This window comes from Shewanella olleyana, assembly GCF_023283825.1.
Classification (GTDB): domain Bacteria; phylum Pseudomonadota; class Gammaproteobacteria; order Enterobacterales; family Shewanellaceae; genus Shewanella; species Shewanella olleyana.
Genome location: NZ_JAKILD010000006.1, coordinates 145,651 through 164,098, shown reverse-complemented (window position 1 = coordinate 164,098; position 18,448 = coordinate 145,651). Strand labels below are relative to the sequence as shown.

The window sequence follows — 18,448 nt, the reverse complement described above, 5'->3', positions numbered from 1 at the left end:
TTAGTTTAAGAAAGATGCACTTAGAATGTGTAACGTGCACCCAGACTGTAACGGGCTCCTGTTTGGGTATAATTAAGGACTTCAGAATAAGAACGACCATGAGTACGAGTATTTTCTTCAGTAATATTTAACCCTTCGAAGAATACCGTTAGGCCTTCAACTGCAGCGATGTCATAACCAATATTAAAGTCAACTTGTGAGTATTCTTCGGTATAAGTTGGGTTAGCACCAGTATCGTTACCTGTAGAGTTTAAGAACTCATCACGCCAGTTCCATGCGAGACGCGCCGAGAAACCGTAGTTTTCATAGATAGCGACAATGTTTGCAGTATCACTGATATTGGTTAGTACATTTTGTGCTGCATCGGCAGCGCGAGTAACACTTTCAGGACGACCTAAATTTGTATTGTCATAGGTATCACCAGCATCAACTAGCGTGTAGTTAGCTTGTAAACCAAAGCCTGACTCACCGAAGAAGTGTTGAACTGCGAATTCCCAACCATCAATTACAGAGCTATCACTGCTATTTGAAGGTGTTGTCAAAATGAAGTTCAAATCTGGATCGCCAGGGTTACCTGTAATCTCAATATTGCCGTTGTCAGGATTTAGTGTCACATTCGGATCAGTTGCACCATAGTTATCGTAAATCCATTGACGTTGACCAATAGCAGTTGTTTCACCTGCAGCAATAGCTTCTTGAACATAAGCGCCATTTGATGGGTCTGGAATGTTATAAATTGATGAATCAACAGGGTTACTATCAATAAAGTTGGTTACGTCTTTACGGAAGTAACCAATAGATACGTAACTTCCTTCAGCGTAGTACCACTCACCAGAGAAGTCATAGTTTGTCGACTCAAGTGGCAGTAAGCTTGGGTTACCACTTGAACCACTACCACCGCCACGGTTAGCAAGAGTACCGACAGTGGTACCACCTTGAATCGAGGTGTAATCTGGACGACCAATCGTTTCACTGTATGCAGCACGTAGGTAAATATCTTCTACCACTTCGATATTGAAGTTAAAACTTGGTAAGAAGTAATCGTAAGAACCTGTTTGAGTACCAAATACACGGTTATCTGAAGTTGTGCTCTCAAGTGCGATTTCTGTTTCAGCAATCCAAGTTGCTTGGTCATATGAAGATACCGCAGACTTAGATTCAACATCTGTTTTTTCATAACGTACGCCGAAGTGAACGTCAAATGGCATATCACCGATGTCGCCTTCGTAGTTATATTGCAAATATGCTGATTGAGATTCTTCTTGAGTAAATCTGTCAGTATCGCTTGCATAATCAGTCGATGGACAGAATCCATTACCACAATCACCAATTCCAGTTAAACCATACAATTCAGCTGCGCGAGCACGAACAGCTTCAAAGTCCCAAAGGAAAATCACATCTTGTGGGTCAATAGAGGCTGAACCTTCGTAATCTGAGAAGTCACCTTGTGAACCGTCAAATTTATCTTGAACGCTACCAGCAGGGAACCAAGAAGGGTCAAAGTCGCCTTCAGCACCCACACCACCCCAGTCATTACGTTGAACATTAACTGATTGAGAGTGATTGTTTACGTCAGTTGCTGCGATACCAAAGTCAATGCTGCCTGCTTCTTCAAAGACGTAAGTACCATTGATTTGTAGTTGCTCGATTTCAGATTTATTGCGTGAATTACCAAATACAGAACCGGTTACGCGCATGTCTTCTGGGCGAACAGCATTACCACCACCTACAGCTAATACTGGTACATCGCCAGTGAAGTCGGTTGCTGCACTCGTACGAATAAATGCTGCTGTACTTAAATTACTGCTACTACCATTTGGGCTATTTGGTGAACGCTCAGCTTCTGAAGTATGGTAATCCAATGATAAGAATAAGTTATCTGTCGCATCCCACTCTAAGTTAAAACCTAATGACCCACTTTCATCACGGGTACCGTAATCGCCCGCAGCCATTGATAAATCAGCGCCACCGCCAGGGTAGGTTTCTGAATAAACAAGCGGAGAAGATACAGGGCCATCAGACCAAGTGCTTTCTTGAGTTGGCACAAAGTTAAACCATGCAGATACATCATGAGATTGGGTATCAACATCATTTTGCATATAGGTATAATCTAATGTTGCACGTAACGAGTCAATTGGCTCGTATTGCAATACTAACTGACCGTTAGTACGGGTACGTTGCTGCTCTTCAAAACGGTAAACTGTGGTTTGTGGTACAGAGTAAATATCACCTTCACCTGGGCGGTTAATTTGGTTGTCATCTTTTGGTACACCGCCCCATTCAGCGTTATCGCCGCCCCAATCTTGGTCAACAATACCTGGGAAACTACGCCAGCCAGTACCAACTTGTGCTTGTTGGTTACCACTTTCACGCTCTTGGTAACTCGCAGAGATAGAGATACCAAATTTGCCATCAGCAAAGGTGTTTGAGTATAAGCCTGATAATTCTGGTGTGACAGAGCCTTCATCAGTTGATTGATCATCAACAGCTTTGACTCCAAAACTGGCTTTAAGGCCTGGAGAGCTTAATGGGCGATGAGTAAGAACATTAATGGTTGCACCGATACCACCGGTTGAGTTTTTCGCTTGGCTTGTTTTCTCAACTTCTACAGCACTGATAGCTTCAGATGCGATGTTGGCGAAATCAAAAGAGCGAGAACCGGTTGTCACTGGCATTTGACGGCCGTTTAGCATGACTAAATTTTGGTCTGGACCGAAACCACGAACAGAAACACGGCTACCTTCACCATTTTGTCTGTCGATAGATACACCAGTAATACGTTGTAACGACTCTGCTAAGTTACTATCCGGGAACTTACCAATGTCTTCAGCGTTAATTGCATCAACAATACCGTTAGAGCTACGTTTTAAATCCATAGATTTAATTAAGCTTCCGCGGATACCAGTGACCTTAAGTACCTCAATGTTTTCATCTGCAGCGACTTCATCTGCTGCAAATGCAGGCATCATGGCACTTGCACTCAGTACTACCGACAAACTAGTGGCAATTCTGGTCTTTTTAAATGTTCTAGATTTCATCTAAGTCTCCCCTCGACTAGATCTCAGGCTACTACTCTCTGATTTTTTTATTCGGATTACGTATTCACGTAATGTGTTTTATTCATCATTTGTAAACGCTTTTAAAAGCCTTTATGTAAAAGTTAATGTAAGCGCTTACATAAAACTAGATTAATTTGTTAACAGCGTCAACAATAATTACGAGTAATTATCACAAGTTGTTAACCTTGTTTTTAAGGGGGAATAATAAATTCAATCTTAAGTTAATGATTTTTAGGTGAAATAAATTCGATTCTCATCGTTTTATTCAAAGTGATAAATGAAATAATTTTGTGATAGCGCTTACATTTTTTTTGTTTTAATTGCGCTAGGAAGGTGAGTTGTTGCTGATCTAGGAAGGTGATTTTTAATCAAGAACAATTTCAAGTTAATACAACACTAATTAGGTGCATTTTGTATGACAAATAGACAATATTTCGAACCGTTATTGAAAGAATAATTGTTAATAAATAATGGCTCATTTTTTTAAAGTCGAGCTGTATTAGCAAATCAATTTTTATGTCGTTTGAGACTAAGGGGAGGGAGTTGTTTGAGTGGAAGTGAGTCAGGTATATATCCAAACAACTTGAAGATACGTGTTTCAGAGCTTCACCGTGTTTTCAATACTAGGCGCGTTAATGCGGTAATGTAGGTACCTTATAAATTAGCGCAACAACGTAGTGGGAACACGGTGAAACTCCCTGAGGGCAAGTTTTACACGCGTTTATGCTGCGTTATTGATTTTGAAAAGGGAATAACCATTACCCGCAATCAATGCCTTGCCTAAACACGTGTAAATTCTTGCTGAAATCGAGCATCTTCAGGTTGTTTGGGTATAGAGCAAAAAGACCTTATAAAAATCGATAAAACCCCTATATTGAATCTTATAGTAAAACCTATAAAAAACCGCGATTTTAAATAAAAACGCGGTTTAAATGTAAATTTATTTAATGCTTAACTAATAGGTTTGGTTGCAGAGTCCCTAACAATGAGGTTAGGACTAAATGTGTTTTCCACTATAGGTTTTGGATCGTTGTATACATGCTTTAAGACCCATAGCGCAGCCATTTTACCCATTTCATGAATTGGGTTATTCACTGTAGTGAGTTTAGGCGAGATATACTGGGGGAAAGGAATATTATCGTAGCCTACAAAGGAGAGTTCCTCTGGGATACTCATGCCTTTCTCAAGACACACTGCAATGGCACCTGAGGCCATTTGGTCATTGGCACAAACTACCGCTGTAAAGGGCTTATTCACTTTAAGCAGGGCATCCATGGCTTGACTCCCGCCTTGCTCTTTATAGTTTCCTTCGTAAAAAAGTTCTTGTTCGAACGCTAAATTAAACTCTGTCAAAGCACGCTTATGACCTAATAAACGGTCTTTGGAATCGAGTTTAAACATTGGCCCAGAAATGTAGGCAAGTTGTTTGTGGCCATGTTGCAGGACATGTTTTGTTGCGAGGTAACCACCTAGTTCGTTATCAAGGTAAACGCAACGTTCGCTGATTTCATCAATATAACGGTTGATGAGTACAATTGGAGTATTACCTTGATGCAGTTTTATCAGATATTCATCATCTACCGCTTCAACATCTAGAATTAAGGCATCGCAGCCTCGGCTAATTAAAAAATCAACACCGTCTCTTTCTTGTGATTCGTCACTGTGTCCTGCGGCAATAATAACGTGTTTATTGCCAGCACGAAGGGCTGTTTCAATCTCAGTCATCATCGGGCCATAGAATGGACCGTCAAGTTGCGAGACGAGAACACCGACGCTATTAGATCGGCTAGATGCAAGCGACTGAGCAATGGTATTTGGGCGATACCCCAATTGATCCATTGCACTTAATACTTTCTGTTTCGTTTTTTCGCTGACTTTAGTGTTGTTATTCATCACTCGGGATACTGTCGCGAGTGAAACGCCTGCTAAAACTGATACATCGTATATTGTCGCCATATATCCCTATTTAATTACTTTTATGCTTATCTTCTTTAAAACGCCGATAAGACTAGCATGAACCATTTAGCATAATCATTAAAAAATGCCTTCTTTTAACAAGCCATTGCGAACAACCTCTGTTTTTAACTAGTATTTTCTACTGGTTCTATTAAACGATTCAAGATTTGAAATCAAACATGAACTTTTATATTAAGTCGTTATTATCTGAATTCTCCTTATTCAGTAATGGCATTATGTACTTCGGCAACTTTTTCATCATCCAGTTTGTACCATTTCATGACGATAGCAACAATGATTGAACCGACAGCTGGGTAGATAGTGAATGAAATTAATATGCCTTGCTGAGCAGCCTGTGTTTGCTCGGCATCAGCTTGGTAACCGTATAAAGCCAGTAACCAACCCGCTGCAGCGCCACCAATTGCAACCCCTAACTTGATAAAGAAAATCACTGATGAATAAATCATTCCAGTGATCCTAACGCCAGTTTTATATTGTCCGTAGTCTACTACGTCAGCCATTTTAGCCCACAATAGTGGCGTTCCCATATTGAAAGTAAAGCCCCATAAAATAAATAAGGCAAATGCTATCTCAACTTGTTCACCACTAACAAAGTAAGCTGCAATACATAACGCCGCCGCAATGATTTGAATCGTGATGTAGGCTTTCACCTTACAAACTCGTTTTGCTAAAGGTTCAGCCAAGATACAGCCAAAAATGTTACCTATCATCCCTAGGGTAATGAATAAGGTAATCGAATCAGGCATATGCAAATAATATTTCACATAATAAATGGCCAAACTGGTTTTAAGTACCATGCCTGATAATAGCCAGATGGCGGCAATTGACAGAATGCGCCATTGGTCATTTTTCCAAAGTAGCTTAAAGTCTTTTTTGAAGCTTAAGTTCTGATCTTTAGGTGGGTGTAAACGCTCTTTTGTACCCATAAAACACAGAATAAACATCACTACGCCCAATGCGCTCATCGCGGCAATGGTCAGTTGATAACCTTTAGCTTGATCGCCTTGGCCAAAGTATTCTACTAAGGGTAAAGTGAGCGCCGACACCATTAATCCACCAATCATGGCAAATACAAAACGGTAAGATTGCACTGAAACACGCTCTTTAGGATCTGCGGTTAATACACCGCCTAAAGCGCAATAAGGAATATTAATAGCGGTATAAACCATCATTAATGCCGTGTAAGTGACGAAGGCGTAGATCATTTTACCTTCTTCAGCTAAATCAGGTGTGGTAAAAGCGAGTACGCTGATTAGACCAAAAGGCAGTGCAAACCAAATGAGGTAAGGGCGAAACTTACCCCATTTAGTTTCAGTTCTGTCGGTTAATGCCCCCATAAGAGGATCGGTTATCGCATCAATGAAACGCACCGCAAGAAACATAGTGCCGACAAATGCCGGTGAAATGCCAAAAATATCAGTATAAAAAAAGGTTAGAAACAACATTACAGTTTGGAACACAATATTACTGGCAGTATCACCTAATCCATAGGCTATTTTTTCTTTAACGCTAATCATGCGAACCTCTTTCGGGTCATTATTATTTTTAATATAGGGGGCGAGCATTAATAGTTTTTATTAAACCGTTCTTTGGCTGATAAAGTCACGGTAGGCAAGGCCACTGCGCTTTATTGTTCTTTTTTGAGTTTGGTAATCAACATACACGATTCCAAAACGTTTTAAATAGCCCTCAGCCCATTCAAAATTATCCATCAAGCTCCAAGCAAAGTAGCCATCAACCTTAACACCTTGCTCCATAGCATCATTGACGGCATTTAAATGAGCTTGGTAATACTCAAGTCTGTCTAGATCATTTACCGCGTCATCAACAATTTTATCGTCCATAGCTGCGCCATTCTCAGTGATATATATCGGCGGTAATGAATATGTTTTATGCAAGCTGGTTAATAAGTCGGTAAATGCAGCGGGATAAATTTCCCAACCGATATCGGTTTTAGGGGCATCTTTCATATCAATTTGTACAAACTGATTGTCACAGCATGCTTGATAGACTGCGCGGGTATAAAAATTGATCCCTAAAAAATCGATTGGCTGACTAATGATATCCATATCACCTGGTTCTATATCCGGCTTATCATCTGCATCAAAATCATCAATGATTGAGGGATACTCAGCATCTATAATGGGTTTGATATACCACTGATTGAAATAGTCATCTGCAATTTGGGCTGCTTTTATATCCGCTGGTTTTTGTGAGAAGGGGTAACAAGGAGTGAAATTCAGTACGATACCATTTAAAGAGTCAGGGCTATTCTTCTGAATAACCTGCATGGCAAGGCCGTGTGCGAGTAGTAAATGGTGAGCGGATTTACGACCATAAGCTTTAGTTGCAAGCCCTGGAGCATGAATACCAATCTCATAGCCTAAATAAGAGCTACAAAAAGGCTCATTTAAGGTGGCATAAGAATGAACACGGTTACCTAGTGCTTGGGTAATTTTATCGGCATAGTCTTGAAATAGGTATGCAGTATTGCGGTTAAGCCAGCCGCCTTGATCCTCAATATGTTGTGGTAAGTCCCAATGATATAGCGTTGCATATACCTTAATCCCTCTACTGATGAGCGCATCCATCAAATTAGTGTAGAAGCTCACCCCATCAGGATTCAAGCTGCCATCTTGATTGATGACTCGCCCCCAAGAAATCGATAATCGGTAAGCATCAACACCTAATGAACTGATTAACTCAACGTCGTTCTTCCATAATTGGACATGCTCACAAGCTTGCTTGCCGTCAGAAGCATCACGAATTTTATTGGGGGTTGCACAGAAGGTATCCCAGATACAAGGTAAGCGAGAATCAGCCGCACCTTCAATTTGAAAAGAAGCGGTAGCAACCCCAAAAGTGAATTCTTTTGAGTGCATTTTAGAATTTGAAGGTAAAGATATTTTCATATTTATTATTCACTTAATATGTTTCTGACGTGTTTCTGTCTACAGTTCTTCAATGCCCTGAACACAGGCAGTTATCGAAGTGCTGTTACAATTTTTCCTGATAAAAATCGTTGACTTTCGTTATCGGTATGTTAAAAATGAAAGCGCTTACATCGAGGTTAGTGATTAATTTACCAAAGGTCAATAATTGATTTAGATAAATCTCGAAACAAGCTGTTTACATACTACAAAAGATGTAGAACACAGGTTTTAAATTGGCTTAATCCATAAACACATAATAATTAAAGAGGAAATGTCATGGCTAACGCACCGTTAAATGCAGATGCTGCAGAAATGGGAAGTGTTCATCAGACTGGGAGTTTTCGGTTTGCTTTGATGGCATTAACATCATTATTTTTTATGTGGGGTTTCTTAACCTGCTTAAATGACATCTTAATTCCATATTTGAAGAATATGTTTGAATTAAGCTACACCCAAGCCATGTTGGTACAGTTTTGTTTCTTTGGCGCTTACTTCATTGTTTCAGTCCCAGCGGGTGCCTTGGTAGGTAAAATAGGCTATCAAAAAGGTATTGTGACTGGTTTAGCTATTGCTTGTGTCGGCTGTTTACTATTTTATCCATCAGCAAGTTTTGCATCTTACTGGATGTTTCTAACTGCTTTTTTTGTTTTAGCATCAGGTATCACTATTTTACAGGTAGCCGCTAATCCTTATGTTAGTGCACTCGGGCCTGCTGAAACTGCTTCATCAAGACTCACAATGACTCAAGCCTTTAATGCGCTTGGGACAACCGTCGCGCCATTTTTTGGCAGTTACCTTATTTTAAGCAATATGAGTCACAGCTCAGAGTCAGTCGCTGCTGATTCTGCAGTTGATTCGGTAGTATCAACTGCGACTGTAGAAGCTGTTCATCAAGCCAGTACAGTGCAAGTGCCTTACTTAATGTTAGCTGGCGCATTATGTGTGTTAGCGATTATTTTCTTTGTCCTTAAATTACCGGTACTAGGCATTAATGAACAAAAAACGGATCAAGATACTTCAAAAACTGGTAGTGCGTGGAAGTATCCTCACTTGGTATTAGGTGCAGTGGGTATTTTTGTATATGTCGGCGCAGAAGTCGGCATTGGTAGCTTCTTAATTAACTTTTTAACTCAACCAGATATTGGTGGTTTTACAGAAGCACAAGCCGCTAATTACATTGCTTATTACTTCGGTGGAGCAATGATCGGCCGCTTTATTGGGGCTGTAGTCATGCAGAAAATTGCTGCGGGCAAAGTGCTGGCATTTAACGCAACTTGTGCGGTGTTATTAGTGGCTGTAGCTATGCTCGCTGAAGGAACAACGGCGATGTGGGCCTTGTTACTGGTTGGCTTATGTAACTCGATTATGTTCCCAACGATTTTCAGCTTAGCGTTAACTGACTTAAAGCAACATACCAGTCAGGGCTCTGGAGTCTTGTGCCTTGCAATTGTTGGTGGTGCGATTGTCCCACTACTGCAAGGGATGTTAGCCGATACGTTTGGTATTCAACTGGCATTTGTTTTACCACTCATGTGTTATGCCTTTATTGCTTATTACGGCTTAGTAGGCAGTAAAGCCAAGCGTCCACAACAAGCGGTTTAATCAAATTCTTACCTGAGTGCATGTCATTGTGATTGTCATTGAGAAGTGAATCGTGCATTCAGGCATCAGATTTATAAATTATTAAAAGAATAGATAAGGCAAATTTTATGAAGAAGGCAAATAAAGTTATCGCAAGGAAGCAATTAACGTTGCCATTGCAAATCATCGCCGTATTGGTTGGGCTGTCTGCTTGCTCGGATGACGATAAAAAGGCTATGCCTGCACAAGCCAAGTCAGAGAAACATGCGGTAGTGGAAGTTGCACAAACAAATGAAGCGGCTAGCACAATGGAAAATAACATTGATATTTGGCCTACTTTAGATATTCCCTTAGCCAAAGACGCTGAATTGGAAGCGCGCATTTCTAAGCTAATGGAAAAGATGACCTTAGAGCAAAAAATTGCCCAAATGATCCAACCTGAAATTCGCGATATCACTGTTGAGGATATGCGCAAATATGGTTTTGGTTCGTATTTAAATGGTGGTGGTGCATATCCAAATGATGATAAGCACGCGACACCTGCTGACTGGATTAAGCTTGCTGAAGATATGTATCAAGCATCCATTGACGACAGTGTTGATGGGATTGCTATCCCGACGATGTGGGGCACAGATGCGGTACATGGTCACAACAACGTGATTGGTGCGACTTTATTCCCTCATAACATTGGTTTAGGTGCAGCAAATAACCCTGATTTAATCCGTGACATTGCGGCAATTACCGCTAAAGAAGTGATGGTTACTGGTATTGATTGGGTATTTGCGCCAACGGTTGCAGTGGTTCGTGATGATCGCTGGGGACGAACCTATGAAGGTTACTCAGAAGACCCTCGCATTGTAAAAGCGTATTCGCACTCAATTGTGGAAGGTTTACAGGGTAAGGTTGGTGATGACTTTTTGTCAGATCAACATGTTATTTCTACCGTTAAGCACTTTTTAGGTGATGGCGGTACTGAAAAGGGTATAGATCAGGGCCAGAACATGGATTCTGAGCAAGAGTTGTTTGATATCCATGCTCAAGGTTATGTGGGCGGATTAACCGCTGGTGCACAAACCGTGATGGCCTCATTTAACAGCTGGCAAGGCAAAAAAATCCACGGCGAAAAGTATCTACTTAATGATGTGCTAAAAGACAAAATGGGTTTTGACGGTTTTGTTGTTGGCGATTGGAATGGTCATGGGCAAGTTGATGGTTGTACCAATGAATCTTGCGCCCAAGCTGCAAATGCAGGTTTAGATGTATTTATGGTACCAACCAGTGCTTGGAAGCCATTATATGAAAATACGATTGCACAAGTACAAAACGGTGAAATTACTCAAGCAAGAGTTGATGATGCAGTGCGTCGTATTTTAAGGGTTAAGTTCCGCGCTGGTTTATTTGAAAAACCAAGCCCTGCAAATCGCGCTATTTCTGGTAAAACGGAATTAATTGGTGCTAAAGAACATCGTGATGTGGCAAGACAAGCGGTTCGAGAGTCATTAGTGCTGCTTAAAAATAACGCCAACATTTTACCATTAGCGCCCAATACAAAAGTGCTGGTAGCAGGTGATGCTGCTGACAACATTGGTAAGCAATCAGGTGGCTGGAGTATTACTTGGCAGGGGACCGATAATTTAAATGAAGACTTCCCAGGCGCAACGTCTATTTATGCGGGTATTGAACAAACAGTAAAAGCTGCAGGCGGACAAAGCTGGCTAAGTGTCGATGGCCAATTTGATGCGGCAAACAAACCCGACGTAGCCATTGTAGTATTTGGTGAAGAGCCATATGCAGAAGGGAATGGCGACATTGATAACCTTGAGTATCAACGCGGTGACAAACGTGACTTAGCCTTGCTTAACTCATTTAAATCACAAGGTATTCCTGTGGTATCAGTGTTTATCAGTGGCCGTCCAATGTGGGTAAATCCTGAGCTTAATGCATCAGATGCGTTTGTGGCAGCATGGTTACCGGGCACTGAAGGTGACGGTGTAGCTCAAGTGTTATTTTCAAACTCTGACGGTAAAGTGAATGCGGATTTTGTGGGTAAGCTTTCTTTCTCGTGGCCAACAACCCCGCAGCAGACCACAGTTAATGTGAATGATGAAGATTACCAACCATTATTTGCCTATGGATATGGCCTTAAATATGGCGAGATGAGTGAAGTGTCGAATACGCTTTCAGAAGATAACTTTGCCTCTGAAACAAATCTTGAGTCATTAGCTTTATTTGAGCGTGCGGTTAAAGCTCCATGGAAACTGATTGTTGGAACTGAAACCTCAATGGAAACTGTCAGTAGCAGTATTCAGCAAAATGATGCATTAACCTTAAGAACCTATGATAAAGCAGTACAAGAAGATGCTCGTTTAGTGAACTTTAATGGTACAGAACTTGGTTTTGTAGGCTTAATCAGTAACTTCCCGCGGGACTTACGAGCTTACTCTAATAATAATGCCGCGCTTTCTGTACTGATTAAAACCACTAATAAAATTGAAAAAACTGTGATGTTAGGCATTGCATGCGATCGAGATTGCCGCGCAGAAGTTGATATTACAGCAGCATTAAATGCCTCAATTGGTAACTGGCAAACCATCAGTGTTGATTTGAAATGTTTTGCGAATAAGCAAGTGGATTTCGGCAACATTAACACTCCATTTTATCTTGCTACCGATGGCCAAGCAGAAATCAATTTCAGTGATTTATTAATTGTGCCAAATGCTGCAGATAACGCCACAATTAGCTGTTCGGCTCCTTAAATAACCTTATACCAGTTAGTCATTTATGAACATAAATGACTAACTGAGTTTTACTCCTGCACTGCTGTGAACTTGCAATTAACTTTGTAAGGGATTTTGTTGGATTTTTTTCAAGATTTTTAGTTATTTCCTTGGGGGGAAAATGAAAAAATTAACACCAGCTTTAACGCTCACTAGTATCAGTGTCGCTGCCGCATTATTAATAGGTTGCGGTTCAGACAGTTCATCGGAAGTAGAAGCTGCCAATGATACCGCTCCTGTCGATAATAGCGTTGAACAGCCACAAGAGAGTACTTGGACTTTGGTTTGGAGTGATGAATTTGATGGTACCAGTATTGACTTAGATAAGTGGAATCTTGCCCACAACTGTTACGGTGGGGGTAATCAAGAACATCAATGCTATACCCAGCGTGATGAAAACAGTAAAGTTGCTGACGGTATGTTAGTTATCACAGCTGAGCGTGAAGATTTCAGTGGCCCCGCAGTGGCTTTAGGAGATCCGAATTATGATGCTAATGATACGTCAAAACAGCAGCCTTATACTTCAGCAAGGTTAGATTCCACCAATAAAGGTGACTGGAAGTACGGCCGTTTTGAAATCCGCGCCAAAATGCCTCATGGGCAAGGGACATGGCCTGCAATATGGATGTTACCCACTGATTGGGCTTATGGCCCTTGGGCAGGTTCTGGTGAAATCGATATTATGGAAGCGGTCAATTTAAAAGTGGTGACCGAGGGCTCAGAACCTGAAGCCAAAATTCACGGTACTTTGCATTACGGTAAAGCATGGCCTGGTAATGTTTACTCAGGTGCTGAGTATTCACTTCCTGAAGCTGCCAATCCAGCTGATGACTTTCATGTTTATGCCCTCGAGTGGGAAAAAGACGAAATTCGTTGGTACGTTGATGATGTACATTTTGCGACACAGCGCTCGACAGGTTGGTACAGTCAATATACCGATAGCGATGGTAACCTTCAAAATGCGCTAGAAGATGGCCCATATAACCAGTCATTTCATATGATTTTAAATCTAGCAGTTGGCGGAACATGGGCTGCGAATGTCAATAATACTGGTGTGGACGAAAGTGTTTTTCCGCAAACCTTAGAAGTTGACTATGTGCGTGTTTATGAATGTAGTATCTCGCCTGAAACGGGGCAAGGCTGCGCATCTGTTGATGAAAATGCTGAAATTGTCGAAGGTCATGTAGCGCCAGAAATTACCACGCCTTCAACGGATATCGGCGCAGGACCTGTGTTTACTTTATACGAAGGTGCGCTGGCTGAAGGCTTAAGCTTAGACAGTTATAACCCTGATAACGCTGTAACTATAGCCACTGTTGAAGTCGAAGGTCGCGGAGAAGTGTTGCAGTTAGATAAAGTAGGCGCAACGGGCAATGCTTATTTCTCTTATCCGCCAACGGCAGATTTATCACATTGGTCTGCAAATGGCGTTTTAGTGTTTGATTTGAACGTAATGAGCACGGATACCGATGTCGACTTGTTAGTTAAAATAGACAGCGGCTGGCCTAATGTTAGTGATACCAGTGTTGAGATCCCAGTACTTAATACTTGGACTGAAATCCGCTTACCTATTGTTGAACTTGTCACTAGCAGCAATCGATTTTCACCGGGTAGTTTTGTTGATTTAGCGTCGGTTTCAAACCCTTTTGTCATCGAGCCCTTAGGCAATATGAGTTTGCAAATTGATAATGTGCGTTATGAATATGATGTGGCACAAGCTGATGAACTGCTTGTTTATGATGATGCAGTTAAAGCGCCTTTTACTATCGGTCATTATGCAGCAACGGGCAGTGTTGCAATTGAGCAAGTCGATGTGGGCGCTGATAACGGATTAGTGAGCCAATTTAGCTTTAACACAAACGAAGCTGTTGTGTATTTTCAAAGTACCAACTTTCAACAAGATGTGAGCAGTTTTAACTACCTTGAGTTCGATTTGAATGTGACGACAGATGTGAGAGATTTTAATATTAAAATTGACTGTGGTCATCCGTGTAGTTCTGGAGATTTTGCCATTAATGCACCTGAAGTCGGGGCTTGGACTCATTATAAAATAGCACTTGTTGATGTCGCTGCCAATACAGGTTCTAGTCTAGATTTAACTAAAGTTGATACCCCGCTTGTGTTATTTCCTGCTTGGGGTAACCAAAATGGTGTGGTGATGCAAGTTGATAACGTAAAACTGACTAAATAACCTGAACTAGGTTTAAGAAATTTTTGTAACTTGAACTTGAGATAAAAACTTTGAATACGAATGCAGCCAAGGCGTTGAGGGTTTTAAGCTCTTCGTTCTTGGCTTACTATCAAGCTGACGTTACAAATAAGTAACAATACGCTTTGGCTAATGATTGAAAAATGCTAAAGCATCATCAATGCGACTAGGCATTGATTGAATAAGAATAAGCATTGATTGGGTAAGAATAAGCATTGATTGAGTAAAAGTAGGCATTAAACCGGGTATGAATATGGTTTTAAATAAATGTCTAAGACAAACTAAATAGTTATAAATCTTTAATACGGTCAATGGCATAATATGTGTCGATCATTTTCCGGCTTAAATGTCGGTATTTTCTAAGGAATACCCTTTGACTGATAAAGAATTAGAACAAGACATTAGTTTATCTAAAGCACAACTAAAAACCGTTATCACCATAGCGAAACAAGCGGGTGATGCCATTATGCAAGTGTATTCAAAGCCTGACTTGCAAGTGGATCATAAACAAGATGATAGCCCTGTAACCGCAGCAGATATAGCCAGTCACAATGTGATTGTTGCAGAGCTTGATAAGCATTTTGCTGATATTCCAGTAATGAGCGAAGAAGCGGCTGATATTGATTGGGATGTTCGTAAGCGTTGGACCACCTATTGGTTAATTGACCCGTTAGATGGCACTAAAGAATTCATCAAGCGTAATGGCGAGTTTACTGTCAATATTGCGCTGATCCATAAGGGAAAAGCAGTAGCTGGCGTAGTGTATGCACCTGTATTAGATAAGTGTTATTCAGGCATTGTAACTAAAGGGGCTTGGCTTGACGCTGCGGGTAAAACCCAAACGTTAGATATCACTGATAAGCAGATTAACGATAAACCCATTGTTGTAGGGAGTCGTTCACATATTAGTCCAGGGCTTGCAGAATACGTTGCTCATATTGGTGAGCATCAAATGCAAAGCGTTGGTAGTTCACTAAAGTTTTGTTTGGTAGCAGAAGGCAATGCAGATGTTTACCCGCGTTTAGGTTTGACTAGCGAATGGGACACAGGTGCAGCACAAGCAGTATTAGAAAGTGCAGGTGGTAAGGTGCTTAAACACCCTGAATTAACCCCACTTGAGTACAACCAAAAAGAAGATATTTTAAATCCGTATTTTATTGCCGCATCACCTAAATGGTTTGAGCGTAAATAGTTTTTGTATCAAGGTTTGATTGAAAATCTGAGTGTATTTAAGTTGTAGCACACAGTTATTTCATCAAGGATACAGGCTTTACACAATCAAGATTGCAGCACCAAATGCGTATTTAGCTACAGATTATAATTACAATGGAGAGAGAAGTTATGATGCGCATGGGTGTGGATCTTGGTGGGACAAAAATTGAATTAGTTGCGTTAGCTGAAGATGGTAGCGAGCTGTTTCGCAAACGTGTACCTACCCCTAAAAATTATCCTGGAACCTTAGATGCCATTATTGGTTTAGTGGATGAAGCCGAAGCTGAGACCAAGCAAAAAGGTTCTGTAGGTGTTGGGATCCCGGGTGTCGTTTCACCTTTTACCGGATTAGTTAAAAACTCAAACTCCACTTGGATTAATGGTCATCCACTTGATAAAGATTTAAGTGCTCGCTTAGACAGAGAAGTGCGCGTCGCTAATGATGCTAACTGTTTTGCAGTCTCTGAAGCTGTAGATGGGGCTGCTGCAGGAAAAGGCGTAGTGTTTGGTGTCATTGTCGGTACTGGCTGTGGTGGGGGACTGTCGATTAATGGTCGAGTTCATGGCGGCGGCAATGGCATTGCAGGCGAATGGGGACATAATCCGCTACCTTGGATGACACCTGATGAGTTCAATTCAACATCTTGTTTTTGTGGTAATAAAGATTGTATCGAAACCTTTATCTCAGGCACTGGCTGGGTTCGTGATTTCCGCCGTGCTGGTGGCGAAGCTGATAGTGGCATTCAAATTTCACAAATGATGTCAGAAGGTCATCCATTAGCAACACAAGCTTTTGTGCGTTATATCGATCGCCTTGCCCGTTCTCTAGCGCATTTGATTAATATGATTGATCCCGATGTGATTGTATTGGGCGGTGGTGTATCCAATATCGATGCTATCTATACTGAGCTTCCAAAGGTGTTACCTAAGTATGTAGTAGGAAGAGAGTGCGGCACGATTGTGGTTAAAAACCAATTTGGCGCTTCTTCAGGTGTGCGCGGCGCAGCTTGGCTTTGGGGTAAAAACGAACACTAATTACTCGTTTGGTTTACTCATTGAAATTAAAAATGGCGCTTTTAAGGCGCCATTTTTTATTAAAACTTAGTATTGAACTCTATATGTTTAATCGCATGACAAGGTGATATTTTCGCATTCTGCAGCCACAGTCGATACAATAGATGAATGACACTTCAGATACTTCTAATTAAGCAGATAAAAAACAGATGAAATTGATGTTTTGGTTTAAAAAAGGCTTGTCGCAATTCGTCATGCCGGTGCCGTTTATATTGATCTGTTTATTGTTCGCACTTTTCATTTGGCGTTTTCAAGCCAAAAAGCTTAAGTCCTTCGGCCAGTTTAGTTTGTTATTGGGTATTTCATCATTGATGTTACTGAGTAACTCATTTATTTCTGCCAACCTCGCGAATAGCTTAGAGTCTCAATATCCTGTTAATGAACTGCCTTTAACCCAGATTAATGACGATGCTTGTTACGTAATGGTCTTAGGTTCCGGCCACCGTGAAAATGATGAAATCAGTGCTGTTCAGCAATTATCTTCTACTGCATTAACAAGGCTGTCTGAAGGCCTTAGACAACTCAGATTAGCTGATAATCAATGCACTTTAGTGGTGAGTGGTTGGAGTGGTGGTTTAACCCCAACTCCCCATGCATTCATTATGAAACAAGCAGCGATAGAGTTAGGGGTAACTGAACAAAGTATTGTTACTTTTCCAGAGGCCTTAGATACCATTGAAGAAGCGCAATCAATGAAAACCCTTGTGGGTAAGACTCCGTTTATATTAGTGACATCGGCAACCCATATGCCGCGTTCTATGATGATTTTTACAGCCAATAAATTATCCCCAGTTGCAGCACCGACCAACTTTTTAAGCTCTCCAGGATATTGGTGGCGCTTTAGCGCAGAAAATTTATTTATTTCGCAGCGCTCAATTCATGAATATGTCGGTATGCTTTGGATTAAAATTAAAGGGTTTATCACCAATGTCTAATGAGAATTTTACAGACACTAAAATATTACTAATTAGTCCATTTGGCAAAAGAAACGGCATCACGCTGAGTGTGTTTGGCGGGTTGGCGCTACTTATTAGCCTTATCTTGTTCATCAATGCTAAAAGTTTATTTGGTATAGGCATTGTCCTATTTGGCTTCGGCAGTGTGAGTTTGATCCTTGGTATTGCCAAGATTAACCAACCTAAAGCGAGCTTTAAACTGACTGAGAATGGCCTAGATTACTTTCAAAATCGGGGCACCGTTCACATTGGTTGGGAAAATATTCAAAGAGTGGATGTGTCACGGGTGACTCAAAATCTCGAGTTAATAGAGCTGCCATATATTGGTTTTAAATTAAAACAGATAAACCCGATCCTTGATTGTATTTCACCTCGGTTAGCCACAGGGCTTTTAACTGAGCAGCGTCCACTACTGATGACAGCTGCAACGCAAGATGAAGACCTACAGAGTTTGGAAACCTACTTAGGAGCTGAGTTCACGCCACTTGTGGTCAATGGAGATAGGTATCGCGGAGTGCTTGCGATGTTCGGCCATCGATGTCAGACATTAGAGAGTCATTTAGGCTTTCATCTGTATGTGTCGATTGATAGCCTTGATAGGCCACCCGCAGAATTTGTCGAGCTATTACGCGAGTGGCAACAAGAGTATCTTATAAAAGATAATTAATGG

11 protein-coding genes are annotated in these 18,448 nt (G+C 41.0%); 7 read left to right on the top strand and 4 right to left on the bottom strand.

The genetic code is table 11. From position 1 onward, the window contains the following. Positions 1-20 precede the first annotated feature (20 nt). From L2735_RS06340 to L2735_RS06325, 4 genes are all read right to left on the bottom strand, one after another. On the bottom strand, positions 21-3,038 hold the full coding sequence (locus tag L2735_RS06340; RefSeq protein ID WP_248983898.1) for a TonB-dependent receptor: 3,018 nt from the start codon (positions 3,036-3,038) through the stop codon (positions 21-23). 972 nt (positions 3,039-4,010) lie between these two features. Then, positions 4,011-5,015 (bottom strand): LacI family DNA-binding transcriptional regulator, encoded by a 1,005-nt coding sequence (locus L2735_RS06335; protein WP_248983897.1) that lies wholly within the window; start codon positions 5,013-5,015, stop codon positions 4,011-4,013. A gap of 218 nt (positions 5,016-5,233) precedes the next feature. Beyond that, the gene (locus L2735_RS06330) at positions 5,234-6,553 is read right to left on the bottom strand and encodes a glycoside-pentoside-hexuronide (GPH):cation symporter (protein WP_248983896.1); all 1,320 of its coding nucleotides are present in this window, start codon (positions 6,551-6,553) and stop codon (positions 5,234-5,236) included. 60 nt (positions 6,554-6,613) lie between these two features. Beyond that, a complete protein-coding gene (locus tag L2735_RS06325; protein WP_248983895.1) occupies positions 6,614-7,948 on the bottom strand; it encodes a GH1 family beta-glucosidase in 1,335 nt (444 codons plus the stop codon). 297 nt (positions 7,949-8,245) lie between these two features. Here L2735_RS06325 and L2735_RS06320 point away from each other — a divergent pair, with 297 nt between their 5' ends. From L2735_RS06320 to L2735_RS06290, 7 genes are all read left to right on the top strand, one after another. Further along, a complete protein-coding gene (locus L2735_RS06320) occupies positions 8,246-9,571 on the top strand; it encodes a sugar MFS transporter (protein ID WP_248983894.1) in 1,326 nt (441 codons plus the stop codon). 107 nt (positions 9,572-9,678) lie between these two features. Beyond that, a complete protein-coding gene (locus L2735_RS06315; RefSeq protein ID WP_283104559.1) occupies positions 9,679-12,306 on the top strand; it encodes a glycoside hydrolase family 3 protein in 2,628 nt (875 codons plus the stop codon). Between the two features lie 142 nt (positions 12,307-12,448). Continuing rightward, positions 12,449-14,518 carry a glycoside hydrolase family 16 protein gene (locus L2735_RS06310; protein ID WP_248983893.1) on the top strand — a complete coding sequence of 690 codons (2,070 nt, stop codon included), beginning with the start codon at positions 12,449-12,451 and terminating at the stop codon, positions 14,516-14,518. A gap of 391 nt (positions 14,519-14,909) precedes the next feature. Beyond that, complete coding sequence (gene cysQ / locus L2735_RS06305) at positions 14,910-15,728, top strand: 3'(2'),5'-bisphosphate nucleotidase CysQ (RefSeq protein WP_248983892.1); 819 nt, start codon at positions 14,910-14,912, stop codon at positions 15,726-15,728. A 149-nt stretch (positions 15,729-15,877) separates the two neighbouring features. Further along, complete coding sequence (gene mak, locus L2735_RS06300; protein ID WP_248983891.1) at positions 15,878-16,783, top strand: fructokinase; 906 nt, start codon at positions 15,878-15,880, stop codon at positions 16,781-16,783. Positions 16,784-16,971: 188 nt separating this feature from the next. Further along, on the top strand, positions 16,972-17,757 hold the full coding sequence (locus L2735_RS06295; protein ID WP_346348126.1) for an ElyC/SanA/YdcF family protein: 786 nt from the start codon (positions 16,972-16,974) through the stop codon (positions 17,755-17,757). Further along, positions 17,750-18,445 (top strand): DUF2982 domain-containing protein, encoded by a 696-nt coding sequence (locus L2735_RS06290; RefSeq protein ID WP_248983890.1) that lies wholly within the window; start codon positions 17,750-17,752, stop codon positions 18,443-18,445. Before L2735_RS06295 ends, L2735_RS06290 begins: the two co-directional genes overlap by 8 nt. Positions 18,446-18,448 lie beyond the last annotated feature (3 nt).